This window comes from Melittangium boletus DSM 14713, from assembly GCF_002305855.1.
Taxonomy (GTDB): Bacteria; Myxococcota; Myxococcia; order Myxococcales; family Myxococcaceae; genus Cystobacter; species Cystobacter boletus.
This window is the reverse complement of the sequence record NZ_CP022163.1, coordinates 2,672,451-2,691,070: the sequence shown is the minus strand read 5'-3', so window position 1 is coordinate 2,691,070 and position 18,620 is coordinate 2,672,451. Positions and strand designations below refer to the sequence as shown.

Genomic DNA, 18,620 nt, shown 5'->3' with positions numbered 1-18,620 from the left:
TTGGGATGAGCCTGCTGGAGGTGAAGGGACTGCGGCGCGACTTCGGGGAGCTGCGCGCCGTGGACAACGTGTCCTTCGAGCTGGAGGCGGGCACCATCCTGGGCTTCATCGGGCCCAATGGCGCGGGCAAGAGCACCACCATGCGCATCCTCGCCACGCTGGACACGCCCACCGCGGGCGAGGTGATGCTGGAGGGGTACTCGCTCGTGGACAGGCCGGATCAGGTCCGTCCCCTCATCGGCTACATGCCGGATCGCTACGGCACCTACGAGGATGTGACGGTGCTCGAGTTCCTCGACTTCTTCGCGCGTGCCTACGGCCTGCGGGGCTCCGCGCGCCAGCGGCGCCTGGCGTCGGTGATGGACTTCACGGGCCTGGGGCCCCTCTCCCACAAGCCCACGAACTCGCTCTCCAAGGGGATGAAGCAGCGCGTGGCGCTCGGGCGCACACTCCTGCACGACCCGAAGCTGCTCATCCTCGATGAGCCGGCGGATGGTCTGGACCCTCGCGCCCGCATCGAGCTGCGCGAGCTGCTGCGCGCCCTGGCGGATCAGGGCAAGGCGGTGCTCATCTCCAGTCACATCCTCACGGAGCTGGCGGAGATCTGCGACACCTGCGCCATCATCGAACAGGGACGGCTGCTGGCCACGGGCCGGGTGGCGGACCTGCTGGCGCAGGCGGCGGGCACGGTGGTGGCGGAGTTGTCCGTGCGCCTCTTCCCGGGCGCGGAGGGCGAGGCGGTCTGGGCGCGCACCGAGCGGCTGTTGTTGGAGCAGCCCCGGGTGAAGGAGGTGACTCGCGAGGGCGACGCGCTGCGCGTGCGGCTGGAGCACGAGGGCGCGAAGGCGGCTTGGATGGACGAAGCGGCGGCGCAACTGCTGGCGGTGCTCGTGGGAGCGGGCGTGCCGGTGTGTGCCTTTGGCCATCGGGAGCGCAACCTGGAGGACGCCTTCATGCACGTGACGAAGGGAAGGGTGGGGTGAGCGGACGGGGTTGGGTGGGCGTGGTCGTGGGCGTGCTGTTGACGCTGCCCGTCGTGGGCCTGTTATGGATTCGCTCCGCGCCGCCCGAGGCATCGGGTTGGCGGCGGCTACCCAGGCTTCCGGTCGACGAACTCTGGGCCCTGCCCACCTTCATGCACCGGTGCGAGAGTTCCGCGGACTGCGACGCGTCCCTGGCGTGCGCGTATGACTCCACCAGACGGGCCAACGTCTGCGTGGGCAGTGATTGCACCACGGATTCGGACTGTCCGCCCACGACCGTCTGCCGATGGATTCCCATGCGGGAGGAGGGCGCGAAGGTGGCGGTGAGCTACTGCACGTTCGTGGGATTCCTGCCGGAGGGCGCGCCTTGCGTGCGCCTGGGGGAGCGGGATGAAAAGGGGTGCGAGCGCGACCTCGTGTGCGCGGACTGGTGTGGCCGGCGGTGTGGCTCGTGGCTGACGGGGGAATGCCCCGAGGGGTTCTTCTGTGCTCCAGAGGGCCCCGACGGGCCCGTGTGTCTTCCCACCTGCGAGGGCCGCGCGTGCCCCGAGGGCCAGGCGTGTGTCCGGATGGAAGGGGGGGCGTCGGTGTGCTCGCGGGTGCACGGGCAGGACTGTCAGCGCGAGCCCTGTGCTCCGGGACTGAGCTGCCAGGTGCAGACACGCCCCTTCCGGCCCGGGGAGGCCTGGATGTGGTGCGCGTCGCCCTGCGAGGGTGAGGGCTCGTTCTCCAAGGGCTGTCCTGACTATCACTCCTGCATGGATGGCACGTGCTGGGAGGTTTGCTCGCCCATGGAGTCAGGGGATTGCGCTCCCGACTCCGTCTGCGTTCCAACGGGAGGCGAGTACGGCGCGTGTGTTCTGTCGCCAGGAACCCTGGACGGCGGGACGTAGTTGGAGACTGGGCGCTCAGTCGAGGAAGCGACGCTCCCAGCGCCGCATCTCGTCAGGAGGCAGGTGAGGTTTCCCCTCCTGGTAGAGGTGGGGTTCCAGTATTCGCGCTAGTTGGCGGTAGGCGGACATCTCGCCATCCACTTCGGGCCATTCTCCCAGTTCCACCAGCACCTTGTCCGCCTCCAATTCCTGGACGGAGATTCCAGGCAGGGTCAACCGTTCGCGCAGGCCCGCCGCGCCGCCCAGTTGCCCGAGCAGAGGCTGGCCATAGAAGTTCAGCCAGTAGGCGCCTTTGGGTCGGGTGCCGAGCCGCATCGTCACTTCACTGTCGAAGATGTCCAGGCCCGGGTAGCGGAAACACAAATCGTGAATCAATGGATGCACCGCTCCGATGTCCATGAGCCCGTTGAAGGCGGGGCTCACGTAGCCCGTGTTGAAGGGGAGTTCCCGCGCCAACGCGAGCGCGAGTTCCTTTACCCGCGCCGGGCCCTTTTCCTCCAGGTACTCCGTGGGCAGCCAGAAGGCCACGCAGCTGGTGGCGTCGGGCCAGTGGGTGTATTGGGGCTTGCCGAGCATTCGGCCTCGGTATTCGAACCGGTACCCTCCTAGCTTGTCGTCGTGCTCCCATAGTTGGAGTAAACATCCCTCGTCTTCGACGAATTGATCTTGAACATATTTCAAGCCCATGTCGTCCAGCGGAAGGGGGTATCCCTCTGTGCCCGTGTAATGTCTCAGCTTGTCGGGTCCTATGTGTTGTAGGTGGTTATTGAAGGCACCGAGCGCGGCCCGTCCGATTTCCCGGTGTGGGTGTTTCATGAAGAAGGCGAGGATGATTCCATCTCTCAATATGTGGAGTCCGGTCGGTGTATGGCCTCCAATGCGGGGATATGCTTGCTTCATCGAACGATTTCCCAGGGGGTGACGCGGCGTGTCGGTCCAAGAAACTCTTCGTAGACGTCCCCTTGCGTTCTGTCCCTGTAGGGATGGTCCGCCTGTGTATAGACGGTCCACGTGGGAGAATTGCGTCGCAGGCAGGGGAATTTGAAGTCGTAGACGATCTGGATTCTCAAGGGATCTCCCGAGTGGATGACGACATCAGGCACCAATGTTCCTCTCAACCCCTTGCCCTGATTTACCCTCAAGAGTTTCTGGTATTGCTCAATGCTCACCAGTTCGAGGTTCCGCGTCGTGGGATTGGGGCGGTAGCGCTGCTCCATGCTGAACCGGCCCGACAAGAATTTGGAGAGAAGGTCCGATACGCAGGCCAATGCCTCGACGTGTTTCTGTTTCCCCAGCTGCATTGCCCGCGTGGTAATGGCCGTGCCTTTGGCATCCCGTTCCACGATTTCCGCGCACTGCGCAGGAGTCGGGTCGCCTTTGAAGTATTTGCGGTTCACGGCCTCGTGAGCCTTCACCGCGCACTCCCTCAGCACCTTCTCCACGGCGGCCTGGGTCTTGGCGGGAAGGACTTCGTCATCGGAGGAAATCGTCGCCGCGGCGACGAGCGTGCCGACCACCACGTTTGTTCCCGACAGGCCCCCGCGCGCGGCGGCTTCCGCCCCGGCCGTGCTCGCTCCGCAGGACTGGGGGGCCGTGGGGTGTTGCTTCACACAACAGGAGTAGGTGGTGTCGGCTGGTGTGCATTGCAGCTCGTCCGCCCAGCAGCCCACGTTCAGCCCCATCACCCCCACGAGGAGGAGCAGGCCCGGCGCTCTCACCACGCGTCGCTTCCCCTGGCTCCTCCCTGGGGCCAGACGAGCGACGCGGCTTCATACAGGCTGGCTTCGCGGAAGCTCACGCGCGCCGAGGTGTCCGACTCCAGCTTCGCCTGCACGGACTCGGGCAACTGCGCGTACAGGTCCTGTCCGAGCAGTTCCTCGATCCGGTCCACCGACGTGCGCGCCGCATCGAGGAAGGGCGTGATGTCGTCCTTCTTCGTCGGGGCGTCCTTCACGTTGGGCACCATGTAGGCGAACATGCTCAGGTTGCCATTGGGCAACTCCAGCAGCACCGTCTTGAATTGATGCGTGGGCACGGAGATGCGGCGCGCGTTGGCGCCCATGGTGCCCTGCTCATCGAGCGGCAACGGCTTGCCCTGGGCGTCCAGGTAGAGGTTGCCCGTGATGATCGAGGCCTTGCCGCCCGTGGATTCCACCAGGTCGTTGACCGCCGCCTCCAGCGTGCGCCATGTCTGCCGGTTCATGTCCGGGTACTGCGGCGCCACGTTGCTCAACAGGTGGCTCTCGTCCATCGCCTCCTGCGTGGGCGAGTCGTCCGCCGGCTTCATGTGGCCCCGGTCGTAGCCCGTGTTCGTGTAGTCCGAGTCCACCACGCCCTCCGCTCCCAGCTCTGGATCCGGCTGGAAGTGGCTCTTGTTCCGGTTCACCTCCACGGGCGTCTCCTGGATGTCCGCAGCGGACAGCAGGTAGCTCACGAAGGTGGGGACATTCGTGCCCTCGCCCATCGTCGTCCGCATGTACTCCTTCACCAGGGACAATCCGCCGCTCTCGCCCAGGGGACGCAGGGGATCCGCCTCGCCCGCGCTCTCGGCGAGCCGGCTCGAGAACACGGCCTCCTTTTGATCCGGCATCCAGGCGGTGTCATCCACCTTCCCGTCCTTCACATCGAGCAGGAAGGCGTTCAGCTCCGTGCGCGACACCTGTCCGTCCCCGTTGCCCGCGAGCGTGTCCGCGCGCTGGGCCACCGTGTTCTGCCAGTCGCTGTCGAAGCCATCCACGGCGACGGCCTGGGCGCCTCCCGCCAGCCGCTCCTCCAGCGCCGCCCGTTGCTTCTGCAGCGCCGCCGAGGTGAGGAAGCGCGCGTCATCCGGTTGGGCCAGGTAGCGCTCCACTTCCGCCGCGGACACGCCCCCGTTGCCCCGGCGCTCGCCCGGCGAGGTGGCCGCTCCATCCGCCGCGCGCAGCAGGTCCGCCTGCCAGCTGCCCTCCGTCCAGCCGAACTTCTTCTGGAGGTCCGCGATGGGCACTTCCTTCTCGGCGGCCCGCGCCCAGCTCCCACCGGAGGCGGACACGGTGTTTCCCACCTTCACGGAGGCTTCTCGGGGCGGCACGAGCGACGGGCTGGGGGGGCGGATCTGCATCCAGTCGGCCTTCCATGGGAGGGGGTGTTCGGAATTCTCGTCCCTTGATAACGGAAAGTTGCTCCCGAAAGGACGCGGTGTGTCGAATCCGGCGGGTTCAGCGCAGTCGCTGGGCCTGGGCGCGCTGGATGGTCTGGACGAGCTGGGCCTCGGCCTGGAGCCGCGTCACGTAGTCGGCGGGCAGCTTCGCGGACTCGGCGGCCCGTGCCAGGGCCACCAGGAACGATTCGCTCACGGGCCCCACGGCGGGGCGGGCCGGCGCGGGGGGCGTGAAGGCCCGCGCGGAGACGAGGGCGCCAGAGGCCGTGCGGACCCGCAGGGGACGCTCGTGGGTGGCCAGCGCCAGCCGTTCCTCCAGCGCCGCCACCTGGGGCCAGAGGGGAGCGGGGACGGCGCGCAGGCGACCGATGACGCGCCGGCCGGGGGTGTCCACCAGCCTCGCCACCCGGCCTTCCCACTCCGGCGCCAGCACGTCGTGGACGAGCTCCACGTCCAACGCCTCGGCCACCTCGCCCTCGGGCACGGCGGGCGGGAGCACTCCCTGGAGCCGTTCACGCACCCCTCCGGGCGCGAGGGACAGGGAGAAGGCGAACCAGGGAAGGGGAGCGGGTCCGGGCATGGGGTGCAGGCTCAGGCCCGCTCGACGCGCACGCGCGCGGGCAGTCCGTTGAGGTTCACTTCCTCCTCGGAGGTGAAGCCCTCGGGGCCCACGTGCAGCTCCGTGGTGAGCGTTTCCCGGGAGATGAGCTCTCGCGCTTCCTGGGTCACCTTGCGCACGCGCGCGTCTCCGTCCACCCACAGGCGGATGCGGTCCGTGTAGCCGAGCGCCAGGTCCTTGCGCGCCGCCTGCACCCGCGCGAGCAGCTCGCGCACCAGGCCCTCGTCCACGAGCGCTTCCGTCAGCTCGGTGTGGAGCACCACCACGCCCACGCCCGAGCCCGCCGCCGCGTAGCCCGCGTTGGCTTCCACGAGCACTTCCAGCTCCTCGGCCGGGAAGACCATGGCCTCGCCGCCCACGGTGAGCGCCACCTTGCCCTCGCGGGCCAGCTCGCCCTGGAGCAGCCGGCTGTCGGCGGCGTCGAAGGCCTTGCGCACCGGCGCGAGCTTGGGGCCCAGGCGGCTGCCCATGGCGCGCAGGTTCGGCCGGACCTTGTAGCGCACCACGTCCGCCTCCTGGCCCGCCTCGAGGAAGCGCACCGCGTGCACGTTCAGCTCGTCGGAGAGCAGGTGCTCATAGACGGCCACGCGCTCCTGCAGCTCCCGCCGCGCGAGCACCACGTCCACGCGCGAGAGCGGCTGGCGCACCTTGAGCCGGTTGTCCGTGCGCACCTTGAGTCCGAGCGACACCAGCTCGCGCACCGCCCCCATCTCCGTGGACAGGGCCTCGTCGATGAGGCTCGTGTCGGGCTCGGGGAAGCGGCCCAGGTGGACGCTCTCCGGCTGGGACTGGGGCCAGGGCTGGCGCACCAGGTTGCCCCACATCTCCTCCGCGAAGAAGGGCGTGAAGGGCGCGCTCAGCGAGGTGAGCGTGGTGAGCACCTCGTACAGGGTGAAGTACGCGTCGCGCTTGTCCGCCTCCAGGCCCGGGGCCCAGAAGCGCTCGCGGCTGCGGCGCAGGTACCAGTTGGATAGGGCGTCCACGAGCGCCACCATGCGCTGGGCGGCCTCGTACACCTGGTAGGCGTCCAGGGCGCGCGTCACGTCGCGCAGGGCGAGCTGCACCTCGGAGAGGATCCACCGGTCCAGCACGGGGCGCTCGGCGGGCGGGCGCCAGCCGGTGCTCTTCTGGATGGCGCGCCAGGGGGCCTCGGTGGCGTCCGGGTTGCCGAGCGCCGGCGAGAAGCCGTCGATGTTCGCGTAGATGGTGAAGAACGAGTAGACGTTGCGCAGCTTGACCTGGAAGTCCTTCTGCAACAGGCGCACGTTGCTCAGCGAGTGGCGCGTGTTGGACCAGGTGGGGCTCGCGGCGAAGAAGAACCAGCGGAACGCGTCCGCGCCCGGGGCCTTGCTGGCGGGGTCCTTGAGCACCACGCGCTCGGTGGGCGGCAGCCGGGGCACTTCCACCGGCATCACGTCCGCGCCGCGCGCCGACGGCTTCACGCCCAGGGCCTCCAGGTCCTTCGCCGCGAGCAGCACCACGCGGCGCTTGAGCTTCTTGTGCACCTTGACCGTGAGCGTCAGTGCCCGCTCCGGCGCGTCCTGGCGGAACACCTGGAGCCTGGCGCCCTCCTGGAGATCCAGGCCCTCCAGGTCCTCGCGGGCGATGAGCGCTTCCCCGGGCACGCCGGGCACGCCCGCCCGCGCGTCGTCGAGCACGGCGAAGTCCATGCGCACTTCGTCGAGGATGATCTCCGGCGGGGTGTAGTTGCCCTTGGACTTGGACTCCTTCTTGCCCTCCTTGTCGGAGACGTGGCCGAGCACGATGCAGTTCTTGTACGGCAGGGGGAAGTCGCGGGGCGGGGTGATGCCCTGGCGCCGCTGGGTCTCCTCGTCGAAGACGAGCGTGCTGATCATCAGCAGCGAGTAGAACCAGCCGCGCGTCTGATCGATGGCCTCGGAGATGAAGTCCGCGGGGAAGGCGCGGGTGAACTTCTCGTGCGAGCCGGGGGCGTGGGGATAGCCCCACTGCGCGAAGGGCATGCACCCCGAGTCGAACCACACGTCCACCACCTCGGGCACGCGCACGAAGCGGCCGGGGGTGCCGGGCTTCTCGTAGGTGACCTTGTCGATCCACGGCTTGTGGACGATGAGGTGCTCGGCGCCGGCCGAGTCGGGCTTCTTCGCGAGGAAGGCCTTGAGCTCGGCCTCCACGGCGGCGAGCGTGCTGCCGGGCTGGGCACGCAGCGACTCCAGCGAGGCGTGGGCCTCCACCTCGCCCGTCTCCGTGTTCACCCACAGGGGCAGGGCCGTGCCCCAGTAGCGCTCGCGCGACAGGGCCCAGTCCACGTTGTTCGCCAGGAAGTCGCCGAAGCGCCCTTCCTTGATGTGCTCGGGCACCCAGTTGACCTGGCGGTTGTTCTCGATGGCCTTGTCCTTCACGGACGTGGTGCGGATGTACCAGGCGGGCCGGGCGAACTGGATGAGCGGATCATCATCCGCGCGCCAGCAGAACGGGTACTCGTGGCGGTACTGCTCGATGAGCAGCATCCGGCCGCGCTCCTTGAGCTCGCGCTGGATGTCCTTGTCCGCGTCCTTCACGAAGCGGCCGGTGAGCGAGGGGAAGTCCTCGCCGAAGGTGCCGTCCGGACGGATGGCGCAGAACATCTCCAGGGCGCTGGGGTCGGCGAAGCGGGCGCGCTCGCGGCGGAAGGCCTCGTAGTCGTCCTCGCCGAACGCCGGGGCGATGTGCACGATGCCGGTGCCGCTCGACAGGGTGACGAAGTCCGCGCCGATGACGCGCCAGGCGGGGGCCTCCGTGCCGCCCTGGGCGAGCGGCAGTTGGGTGTCGCCCACGCGCTGGACATAGACGTCATAGGGCGGCAGGTAGCGCCGGCCCACCAGCTCCGCGCCCTTGTGGGTGGCGAGCACCGGCAGGTCCTTCTTGAGCTTCTTGGCCAGCTCCTCGCGCAGGGCCGCGGCGAGGATGAGCTTGCGCTCGCCCGCGTCCACGGTGACGTAGTCCACGGTGGGGTTCACCGCGGCGTACATGTTGGAGGGCAGCGTCCAGGGCGTGGTCGTCCAGATGAGCAGCGCGGTGTCCGGCGTGTCCCGGAGGGGCAGTGCCACGTAGGCGCTGGGGTCGTCCACGGTGCGGTAGCCCATGCCGACCTCGCCGGAGCTCAGCGCCGTGCCGCCCTGGGGCCACCACCAGACGATTTTATGGCCCCGGTAGAGCAGGCCCTTGCGGTACAGCTCGGCGAGCGCCCACCAGACGCTCTCCACGTAGCCCCGGTGGTAGGTGACGTAGGCGTCCTGCAGGTCCACCCAGAAGCCGATGCGCTCGGTGAGCCGTTCCCACTCGGAGGTGTAGCGGAAGACGGACTCGATGCAGCGCTCGGTGAAGGGCTCCACCCCGTAGCGTTCGATCTCCGCCTTGCCGTGGATGCGCAGCTCCTTCTCGACTTCCACCTCCACGGGCAGGCCGTGCGTGTCCCACCCCGCCTTGCGGGGGACCCGGTAGCCGCGCAGGGACTTGTAGCGGGGGAACAGATCCTTGATGACGCGCGTGAGGACGTGCCCGTTGTGGGGCAGGCCGTTGGCGGTGGGGGGCCCTTCGTAGAAGACGAAGCCCGGTGCGTCATCCCGGCCCTGGAGCGTGCGCTCGAAGATGCGGCGCTCCTTCCAGAAGGCGAGGACGCGGCGTTCATCCGCGGGGAAGTCCAGTTCCGCGGGGACGGAGGTGAACAGGGGGGCAGGAGAAGACATGGGGGCATGTCGTAGCACCGGATGGGGCCCCATGGGCACCCTCTCCTCTATACTGGGCCCCCGAGAGTCCAAGGGGGTCTGGGATGCATGCGACGACAGGCAGGGGCATGGATGCCACGGTGAATGGGGAGCCTCGCCCGCCCCTGCTCTCCCGGCTGGGGGAATGGCTCAACCCGCTGGTGGTGAAGGAGGTGCGCCAGGGAGTGCGCTCGCGCGTCTTCTGGTCGTTCTTCGGGCTGATGCTGCTCGCCTGCTTCACCATCGCGCTGGCCGCCTGGTCCTCCACGCTCGAGGAGGGCGGCTTGAAGCCCATGGGGCGGAGCTTCTTCTTCGCCTTCTTCGTGTGTCTGGGCGTGGTGCACTTCTTCGTCATTCCCTACAGCGCCTACCGCTCGCTGGCGCGCGAGCGCGAGGACGACACGTGGGTGCTGCTCATCCTCACGGGACTCGGGCCCCGGCGCATCCTGCGCGGCAAGGTGGGCTCCTTCCTCGTGCAGGGCGGGCTGTACGCCTCCGCCGTGGGGCCCTTCCTCCTGTTCAGCTACTACCTCAATGGCATCGAGCTGCCGACCATCCTCGTGGTGCTCGCGCTGGGGGGCTGCTGGCTCGTCTTCCTCACCGTGTGGGCGGTGTGCGCGGCCACGATGGCGGAGGGCCGGATTGGCCGGGCCCTGGTGCACTTCTCCCTGCTGGGCTCGCTGGCCTTGGCGTTGATGTATGGCCTGGTGTCGGCCTTCGCCCTGTGTGAGGAGGGCTTCCTCCTCTTTCGCCGCGAGCGGTTCCTCGTCTACTTCGCGGGCTGCTTCCTGTGGATGATGCTCACGGGCGGGTGGCTGCTCTTCGAGACGGCCGCCGCCCGGCTGTCCCTGGTCACGGAGAACTACTCGCGCGGGCCCCGGTTGGCGCTCGTCGTCCAGGTGGGGCTCTCGGGCCTGGTGCTGCTGGGCGGCTGGCTGTACGTCGCTCCCGACCGGGGGGCGGAGGTGGTGAGTGTCCTGGGGTGTCTGTACCTGACCCTGTGCGGCCTCGTGCTGGCCACGGACGCCGACGGGCAGGCGCGGGCCCTGCGCGCGGGGACCCGGCCCTGGTCGCTCCTGCGCCCCGGCGCGGTGCGGGGCTTGAGGCTCGCCGTGCTGTTGTTGCTCGCCTGGAGCGCGCTGTGTGGCGTGCTCCTGTGGCTTTCCCCGTCCGGCTCGAGCTGGCGTGAGGTCACCCTGGAGGCGGTGCTCGCCCCGCCGGTGTTCGCGCTCCTGTACATGACCCTGCCGGTGTGGGTGGTCCGCCTGCCGCGCGCGGGGCGGTCCGCCTCGGCGGCGGTGGTGCGCTTCTTCTTCTTCATCCTGGTGCTCCTGGCGAGCATGCTGCCTCCCTTCGTCGCCATCCTCTTCGGAGAGAGCGGAGGCCAGAAGCTCTTCAACCTGCTCAACCCCTTCGTCGGGTTGTCGGCATTCCTCGAGGGGAGCTACAGGTGGACCGCTCCGGAGCTGAGCTGGAGTCTGTGGGCCGTCGTGGCCCTGCTGGCCGGGCTCTCCGTGTTCCTCGCGGACCGCACGCTCGTGGCACGGGAGCGCCAGGCCCACGCTTCATGAGTCCTCCTCCCGACTTCGACGAGGTGGAAGTGGCGCGCCTCGCTCCCGGCCTCTCGCTGGCCCTGCCTCGCACGCCGCACCGGGGGCGGGTGGGCGAGGTGCGCGCGGCCTCGGCGGGGGCCTCGTTGGAGCTGCACGACTTCCGCGTCTACCAGCCGGGGGATGACTTGCGGCAGATGGACTGGAGCGCCGTGGCGCGCACGGGCGAGCTCATCCTCCGGGTGCGCCAGGACGAGGTGTCGCCCCGGTTGGAAGTCGTACTGGACGGCTCGCGCAGCATGGCGCTGTCGCCCCGCAAGGCCGGGTGCGCGCGCGAGGTGGCGTTGTTGACCACGGAGGTGGGCGAGCGCGGAGGCCTGGGTCCCACGCTGCTGGTGGGCGGTGCCCGGCCGGAGCGGGTCCAAGGGCAGGTGTGCCGCGCCGCGCTGCGCTCGGCCGCCTTCGACGCGGGGGATGATCTGCACGCGGCCCTGAACCGGCTGCCGCCCTTGAGGCCCTGTGGCCTGCGCGTGGTGGTGAGCGACTTCCTCTTCGAGGCGCCCTTGCCCGCGCTCGTGTCCCGGCTGGCGCGAGGCGCCTCGGCGCTCTTCCTGGTGCAGGTGCTGGACGCGGAGGACCTGGAGCCCACGGGCGGAGAGGGCGCGCGGCTGGTGGACGCGGAGAGCGGCGCGGCGCTGGAGGAATTGCTCACCGAGGATGTGCTGGCCGCCTACGCGCGGCGCTTCGCCGAACACCAGAAGGCCCTCGGCGCCGCGGCGATGAGGGCCCGGGCGGCGCACCTGGTGGCTCCCTCGTCCCAGTCCTTGCGCTCCCTGGTGACCGGTGCGCTGCGGCCCCTCTTTCCTCCGGCGGTGGGCGCGTGAGCTTTGGTTTCCCGTGGGGACTGCTGGCCCTGGGAGCGCTCGCGCCCCTGGTGGCCGCGTACTTCCTCAAGCGCAAGCAGAAGCCCGTGGTGGTGAGCGCCCTGTTCCTCTGGCGCACGCCCCGGCCTCGCGCCGAGGCGGGCCCTCGCTTCGAGCGCTTCACCCGCGAGGCCTCGCTCCTGTTGGAGGCGTTGGCGGTGGTGGCCGCGGCGCTCTTCCTCGCGGACGTGCGCCTGGGCGGGGACGCTCGGACGCGGCACGTGGTGCTGGTGGTGGATGGGAGCCTGTCCCTGTCCGCGCGGGGGACGGACGGGCGTGCGGTGCTGGAGAAGGTGCGCGAGGCGGCGGCGCGCCGCGTGGAAGAGGAGACGGCCACCCGGGTGACGGTGCTGGTGAGCGGCACGGTGCCGCGCGTCCTCGCGGGGCCCGAGGCGGAGCCCTCCCAGGCGCTGGCGGCGCTGGAGTCCTTCCGGGCGCTCGGGGCGGACCACGACGTGGCGCCCACGCTGCTGTGGGCCCAGGAGCTGGCGGGCCCGGGCCAGGAGGTGCACTTCCTCACCGACGCTTCACCCGGCGAGGGCGTGGCCGTACCCGAGGCGGTGCGGTGGACGGCCCTGGGCGAGCCACGCGACAACGTGGCGCTGGTGTCCGCGTGGCGCCGGGACGAGGGCTCCACGGCTCAAGTGACGCTGCGGGTGGCGCGCTTCGGCGCCGGGCCCGAGGAGACGGAGGTGCACGTGGTGGCGCGGCCCGGCCCGGGCGCGAAGGCGGGCACGGAGCGGCGCGAGCGGGTGCGGCTGCCCGAGGAGGGCGCGGTCACGCTGCGCTTCACCTTCGAGGACGCGGGAGACGTGGAGGTGTCCCTGCCTCCGGACGTGCTGCCCGAGGATGGCCAGGTGCGCCTGCCGCCCGCCCCGGAGCGTCCGGTGCGCGTGGTGATCGCCGAGGGACTGGAGGCGCCGGTGCGCTCGGCCCTGGAGCGCTTCCTCGCGGTGGCGCCGGGGGTGGAGCTGATGCCGGGCGAGGGCGCGCTCGTCGTGGGCCCGAGGGGGTCGGACGCGCGGCTGACAGTGGGAGCGGGCGGCGCGGTGCGCACGTACGTGGGCCCCTTCTTCTCGGAGAAGAACCACCCCCTGCTGGATGACGTGCAACTGGGCGGCGTGCGCTGGGCGGCGGGGGCCGAGGCGCCTCCGGGCCGGGCGTTGATGACGGTGGGCGAGGGCGTGCTGCTCTCCGAGGACGAGGGACGGGTGCACCTCAACGTGGACCTGACGCGCTCCAACGTGCAGCGCACGCCCGCGTGGCCGGTGTTGCTGGGCAACGTGCTGCGCGAGGCGAGACGGGCGCGAGAGGGCTTCATCCAGCGGCAGTATCCCCTCGGCGAGCCCCTGACGGTGGTGACACGGGCGGGCGCGCGCTACTCGCTCGTCGGCCCCGGGGGCGCGCATCCCCTCTTCGGCGTGGGGGCCTTGAGCCTGCCGCCGCCCGAGGCGCCGGGCCGCTACGCGCTCGAGCGCGAGAGCGAACCGGTGGACGCGGTGGAGGTGTTGCCCCTGGACGCCCGGGAGTCGGACTTGCGCGGACGCGGCGCGGGGGACCTGCCCGCCCGCGTGGTGGCGGAGGCCCAGGACCATGGCGCATCCGAGGGCCGGGCGCGCTGGCCGTTGTGGGGCCTGCTGGCGGCGCTGCTGGCGGACTTCCACCTGACGCGGCGCCGGGAGGTGTCATGAGCTTTTCCCTGCCCCAGGTGTGGGTGCTCCTCGTGCCGCTGGGCCTTTTCCTATGGAAGTGGGGCCGGCGTCCGGGCCCGCCCATGGTGCTGCGCTGGGGGCTGCTCGTGCTCGTGCTGGGCGCGCTGTCCGGCCCCACGTGGACGCTGAGCCAGGCGGGCAGCGACGTGGTGGTGGTGGTGGATCGCTCGCGCTCCATGCCGGCGGACGCGGGGCGGGTGGCCACGGAGACGGTGGGCCTTCTGGAGTCGCAGCGGCGACCCGGGGATCGGGTGGGCGTCATCGCCTTCGGGCGCGAGGCGCGGGTGGAGCAGCCGCTGTCCGAGCGGGGCCACTTCGGCGGCTTCTCCCGGCCGGTGGACGCGGAGGCGTCGGATCTGTCGGCGGCGCTGGACGCGGCGGGAGCGCTCATTCCGCCGGGCCGCTCGGGGCGGGTGCTGGTGCTCTCGGATGGACGTGCCACGGGGGCGGATGCGCGCGGCGCGGCCCGGCGGCTCGCGGCCCGGGGCCTCGCGGTGGACTTCCGCCAGGTGGCGCGCGAGGACGTGCCGTTGGACCTGGCCGTGCTGTCGTTGGACACGCCCGCCTCGGTGACGGCGCACGAGCCCTTCCAGATGACGGGCGTCGTGCGCGCGACGGCACCTGTCACGGGCAAGGTGCGCCTGGAGCGCAATGGCCGCGTGCTGCTCGAAGGCCCCTTCGACTTCCAGGCCGGGCCCAACCTGTTGCCGTTTCGCGACCTGGTGGACGCACCGGGCCTCGTCTCCTACCGGCTGAAGGTGGAGGCCCCGGGGGACGGGGTGGTGGAGAACGACGTGGGCCAGGCGGTGCTTCGGGTCGAGGGTCCGCCCCGGGTGCTGCTGCTCACGGATCAGCCCGAGGGCACGCTCGCCCAGGCCCTGCGCGCCGCGGGACTGACGCTGGAGGTGCGCGCGCCCTTTCCCCTCACCCTGGAGGCGCTGGAGGGCGTGGGCGCGCTGGTGCTGGAGAACGTGGACGCCAACCGCCTGGGCGAGCCGGGCCTGCGCGCGGTGGCCTCCTATGTGGAGGTGGCGGGCGGTGGGCTGGTGATGACGGGCGGCCGCGCGAGCTTCTCCGAGGGAGGCTATCGCCGCTCGCCGGTGGAGCCCCTGCTGCCGGTGTCGCTGGAGATGCGCGAGGAGCAGCGCCGCATCGACGTGGCCATGAGCGTGTTGATGGATTGCAGTTGCTCCATGGGGGCGCAGATCCCCGATGGGCGCACGAAGATGGAGCTGGCGGCGGAGGGCGTCGTGGGCGCGCTCACCCTGCTCAACCCGAAGGACGAGGCGTCCGTGGCCATGGTGGACACCGACGTGCACGAGCTCTTCCCCATGAGTCCAGTGGAAGAGGGGCTGCCCCTGGACCAGGTGGCCCGGGGCTTCAGTGGAGGCGGTGGCATCTACGTGGGCAGGGCCCTGCGCGAGGGCCGCAAGCAGGTGCTGCGCAGCACCAAGGCCACGCGCCACGTGCTGCTCTTCTCGGACGCGGCGGACTCGGAGGAGGCGGCCGATTACCTGGAGACGATCGATGCGCTGCGCCGCCAGAAGGTGACGGTGTCCGTCATTGGCCTGGGCTCGGAGAAGGATCCGGACGCGGCGCTGCTCCGGGAGATCGCCGACAAGGGCGGCGGCCGCATGTACTTCGCCGAGGACGCGGCGAGCCTGCCGCGCATCTTCAGCCAGGAAACGCTCACCGTGGCGCGCGCCACCTTCGTGGACACGCCCACCTCCTTGGAAGCCGCGCCGGACCTGCCACTGCTGGGCCGGCTGCCCGCGCTGGGGCTGCCCCAGGTGGGGGGCTACAACCTCGCGTACCTCAGGCCGCGCGCGAGCGTGGCCCTGCGCACGCTGGACGACAACGCGGCGCCGCTGCTGGCGCTGTGGCCGCGCGGGGCGGGGCGGGCGGTGGCCTTCCTGGCGGAGGTGGATGGCGAATACACGGGCGAGCTGCGCGCCTGGAGCGGGCTGCGCGGGACGCTCGAGGGCATGGTGCGCTGGGCGATGGGGGGCTCGGGAGGGGCGGAGACGGCGGTGGCGCGCTCGGAGCGGCGAGGGGACCGGCTGCGGGTGTCGCTGGACTTCGCTCCGGGCGAGGCCCTGCCGGGCGCGTTGCCCTCGCTGGTGTTGTTGCCGGGAGATGGCCGGAGCGAGCCGGTGGAACTGCCCATGCGCTGGGAGGACGAGGACCGGATGGCGGCCGAGTACACGCTGCCAGGCAGTGGCACCTGGCACCCGGTGGTGAAGCTGGGCACGCGCGTGCTTCGCGCGCCGCCGGTGACGCTGCCCTACGCGCCCGAGTTCGAGCCGGGCTCTAATAAGGAGGGCCTGGAGGTGCTGCGCGGGGTGGCGGCCGTGGGCGGGGGCGTGGAGCGCCTGTCGCTGACGGGCTTGTTCGCGCAGGCGCCCGAGTCCGAGGGCCGGGTGGCGCTCGCGCCGTGGCTGGTGGGCCTGGCCCTGGCGGCGATGCTGGCCGAGGTAGCCGTGCGCCGCATCCTCTCGGCCCCGAGACTCCGTCGCGCGCGGGCGCCTTCCCCGGTGTCCATGGCGGCTCCGGCGTCCGTGGCCCCGGCACCCGTGGCTCGTGCTCCCGCTCCGTCCCCCGTCCCTGGCGAGGAGGACGCGCCGCCGCCCGAGCCCCCCGCGAAGGACTCGGACGTGGACTCGGCGCTGGAGGCCGCTCGTGCGCGGGCCCGGCGGCGCCTGGGTCGTTGACTTCTTCCAGGATTCTCGAAAATCGAGGAATCTCCTTTTTCCAGGTGCTATGAGGGAAGCCCTCCCCGCCACGGCGTCCCGTGGCCGGTTCCCCCGAGGCCTGAGATGAATCTGCGACGCACGTGGTGGTGTTTGCCGGCGCTGTTGGTGGCTTGCGGTCCCTCCGCCGAGGAGCCCGCGGCGGTGGACGAGCTGACGGGCCAGGTGCTCGAGGCGGCCACGACGAAGTTCGACATGCACCGGTTGCTCGAGGACACGGACATCACCGGCGGGCAGACCATCACCACGGCGCAGGTGCAGCAGTTCCTCCAGCAGAAGGGCTCGTACCTGGCGGGCTACACGGACCCGGCGTGGGGGAAGACGGCGGCGGCGCTCATCGTGGAGCAGTCCAAGGCCAGCGGCATCAGCCCCCTGTACATGCTGGCGCGCATCCAGACGGAGTCGAGTCTCATCACCAGTGGCACCTCCACCAACCTGGCCAAGGCCACCGGCTGTGGGTGCCCGGACAGCGGCGGCTGTAGCACCTCCTACGCGGGCTTTGGCAAGCAGGTGGAGTGCTCGGCGAAGAAGCTGCGCGGCTACCTCACGGACCTGGACGCCGGCCGTCCCACCGTCTCCGGTTGGAAGGTGAACGTGACGAAGAACACGTCGGATCCCTGCGCGGTGAAGCCGGCCAACAAGGCCACCGCGGCGCTCTACACGTACACCCCCTGGGTGGGCGCGTACGCCACGCAGTGCGGCCGCACCACCGTGGGCGGCTCGTCGCTCGTGTCGCTCAAGTACAGCCAGTTCAAGGCCGAGTACAATTGGACCGCGCCCACCAGCACCGCGTGCTACTCGGGCACGGTGGACGCCGACGTGAAGGCGGGCGGCTGCGTGCAGTCCTCCTCGGACGGCGTCTGGCGGCAGTGCGTGAATGGCGCCTTCTCGGAGGGCACCTCCACCAAGCCCACCAACTGCACCGTCTCCTACCCGTGGTGCAGCTCCGTCACCCTGGGCCGCTCGGTGCCGACGCGCACGTGCGTGCAGTCGCGCTCCACCTCCGAGTGGCAGCAGTGTGGCGCCGAGGGCGCCTGGCTGCCCGCGCCCTACGCGGAGATCGCGGGAGGTGGCCCGGCGGGGAGCTGCTTCGCCACCTACGCGTTGTAGGCGGCCTTAGAAGGCCACGGGGAGCTGCTTGAGGCCGTGCAGGACGAGGCCCTGGCGCCACTGGAGTTGGCTCTCGTCCACCGCCAGGCGCAGCCGGGGTAGGCGCTCGAGCAGCAGGGGCAGGGCGATGCTGGCCTCCAGCCGGGCCAGGGGCGCGCCCACGCAGAAGTGGATGCCGAAGCCGAAGGCGATGTGCCGGTTGGGCTCGCGGGTGATGTCGAAGCGCTCCGGCTCGGGAAACTGCTCGGGATCATGATTGGCCGCGAGCAGTGACACGAGCACCGTCTCCCCGGCGGGAATCACCTGTCCGTGGAACTCGATGTCCTCGCGGGCCCAGCGGTGGGTGGCGCACTCCAGGGGCCCGCGGTAGCGCAGCATCTCCTCCACCGCCGAGTCGATGAGGGCGGGGTTCTGGCGCAGCCGCTCCAACTGCTCGGGGTGGCGCAGCAGCGCCCAGACGCCGTTGCCGATGAGGTTCACCGTGGTCTCGTGGCCCGCGTTCAACAGCAGTACCACCATGCCGATGAGCTCCTCGGACGACAGCCGGTCTCCCTGCTCCTCCGCCTGCAACAGGTCGCTGACCAGGTCCTCGCGCGGCTCGGCGCGGCGCTTCTCCATCAGGTTCTGGACGTAGGCCATGAAGGCCAGACTCGCCTGTTTGATGGACTCCAGCCGATCCGCGGAGGGCAACTGGGTGATGGCGGTCGTCCACACGCGGAATTGATCCTGATCCTCGGGAGGCACGCCCAACAGCTCGGCGATGACCGTCACGGGAATCCGGAAGGCGAAGGCGTCGATCAAATCCACGGAGCCCTGAGCGGGCAGGGCGTCCAGCAGCCGGTGGGCGATGGCCTCCACGCGCGAGCGCAGCTCCTCCACGCGGCGCGGGAGGAAGGCCTTGGACACGAGCGTGCGCAGGCGCGTGTGATCCGGAGGATCCGACATGAGCATGTTGCGGTTGATGGCCTCCATTTCCGCGACACGCGCCTGCCGGGCCTGAGGGGCGACGAGCCGCTCGTCCTTGGTGAAGCGTGGGTCGCGCAGCAACTCCACGGAGGCCTTGTAGCGGGTGGAGAGCCAGATGGGCACGCCCCGGTTGGCGTCCATCTGGCGGAACAGCGGACCCTCCGGGCGCATTCGGGCGTAGAGGGGCAGGGGATTGAAGCGCGTGTGAGGCGCCCAGATTTCCTGGGGGGAGAGGGTCGTGCTCATGGAA

General features: G+C 70.4%; 13 protein-coding genes. 7 read left to right on the top strand and 6 right to left on the bottom strand.

Annotated elements, in window-relative coordinates:
* The first annotated feature begins 5 nt into the window (after positions 1-5).
* Positions 6-983 carry an ABC transporter ATP-binding protein gene (locus MEBOL_RS11145; protein WP_095977406.1) on the top strand — a complete coding sequence of 326 codons (978 nt, stop codon included), beginning with the start codon at positions 6-8 and terminating at the stop codon, positions 981-983.
* Positions 980-1,876 (top strand): hypothetical protein, encoded by an 897-nt coding sequence (locus tag MEBOL_RS11140; RefSeq protein ID WP_095977405.1) that lies wholly within the window; start codon positions 980-982, stop codon positions 1,874-1,876. Before MEBOL_RS11145 ends, MEBOL_RS11140 begins: the two co-directional genes overlap by 4 nt.
* Before the next feature lie 15 nt (positions 1,877-1,891).
* Here MEBOL_RS11140 and MEBOL_RS42730 read toward each other — a convergent pair whose 3' ends face one another.
* The 5 genes from MEBOL_RS42730 to ileS all read right to left on the bottom strand — a co-directional run bounded on the left by MEBOL_RS42730 (position 1,892) and on the right by ileS (position 9,341).
* A complete protein-coding gene (locus MEBOL_RS42730) occupies positions 1,892-2,692 on the bottom strand; it encodes a type VI immunity family protein (protein ID WP_342747794.1) in 801 nt (266 codons plus the stop codon).
* A gap of 80 nt (positions 2,693-2,772) precedes the next feature.
* On the bottom strand, positions 2,773-3,558 hold the full coding sequence (locus MEBOL_RS11130; RefSeq protein WP_170115488.1) for a hypothetical protein: 786 nt from the start codon (positions 3,556-3,558) through the stop codon (positions 2,773-2,775).
* Positions 3,559-3,590: 32 nt separating this feature from the next.
* Positions 3,591-4,976, bottom strand: coding sequence for a DNA/RNA non-specific endonuclease (locus MEBOL_RS11125; protein ID WP_095977402.1), 1,386 nt, complete (start codon positions 4,974-4,976; stop codon positions 3,591-3,593).
* 97 nt (positions 4,977-5,073) lie between these two features.
* Positions 5,074-5,595: a gamma-glutamylcyclotransferase family protein gene (locus MEBOL_RS11120; protein ID WP_095977401.1), complete on the bottom strand. Its 522-nt coding sequence runs from the start codon at positions 5,593-5,595 to the stop codon at positions 5,074-5,076.
* 11 nt (positions 5,596-5,606) lie between these two features.
* Positions 5,607-9,341, bottom strand: coding sequence for an isoleucine--tRNA ligase (ileS, locus tag MEBOL_RS11115; RefSeq protein WP_095977400.1), 3,735 nt, complete (start codon positions 9,339-9,341; stop codon positions 5,607-5,609).
* Positions 9,342-9,424: 83 nt separating this feature from the next.
* On the opposite strand from ileS, the gene MEBOL_RS11110 reads away from it, so the two are divergent.
* The 5 genes from MEBOL_RS11110 to MEBOL_RS11090 all read left to right on the top strand — a co-directional run bounded on the left by MEBOL_RS11110 (position 9,425) and on the right by MEBOL_RS11090 (position 17,404).
* The gene (locus MEBOL_RS11110; protein ID WP_245919652.1) at positions 9,425-10,930 is read left to right on the top strand and encodes an ABC transporter permease; all 1,506 of its coding nucleotides are present in this window, start codon (positions 9,425-9,427) and stop codon (positions 10,928-10,930) included.
* The gene (locus MEBOL_RS11105; protein ID WP_095977398.1) at positions 10,927-11,793 is read left to right on the top strand and encodes a DUF58 domain-containing protein; all 867 of its coding nucleotides are present in this window, start codon (positions 10,927-10,929) and stop codon (positions 11,791-11,793) included. Before MEBOL_RS11110 ends, MEBOL_RS11105 begins: the two co-directional genes overlap by 4 nt.
* Positions 11,790-13,523 (top strand): BatA domain-containing protein, encoded by a 1,734-nt coding sequence (locus MEBOL_RS11100; protein ID WP_095977397.1) that lies wholly within the window; start codon positions 11,790-11,792, stop codon positions 13,521-13,523. The genes MEBOL_RS11105 and MEBOL_RS11100 overlap by 4 nt, the downstream gene beginning before the upstream one ends.
* A complete protein-coding gene (locus MEBOL_RS11095; RefSeq protein WP_095977396.1) occupies positions 13,520-16,255 on the top strand; it encodes a VWA domain-containing protein in 2,736 nt (911 codons plus the stop codon). The genes MEBOL_RS11100 and MEBOL_RS11095 overlap by 4 nt, the downstream gene beginning before the upstream one ends.
* Positions 16,256-16,360: 105 nt before the next feature.
* The gene (locus MEBOL_RS11090; protein WP_095977395.1) at positions 16,361-17,404 is read left to right on the top strand and encodes a hypothetical protein; all 1,044 of its coding nucleotides are present in this window, start codon (positions 16,361-16,363) and stop codon (positions 17,402-17,404) included.
* 6 nt (positions 17,405-17,410) lie between these two features.
* On the opposite strand, the gene MEBOL_RS11085 is transcribed toward MEBOL_RS11090, so the two are convergent.
* The gene (locus MEBOL_RS11085) at positions 17,411-18,616 is read right to left on the bottom strand and encodes a cytochrome P450 family protein (RefSeq protein WP_095977394.1); all 1,206 of its coding nucleotides are present in this window, start codon (positions 18,614-18,616) and stop codon (positions 17,411-17,413) included.
* Positions 18,617-18,620: the final 4 nt, after the last annotated feature.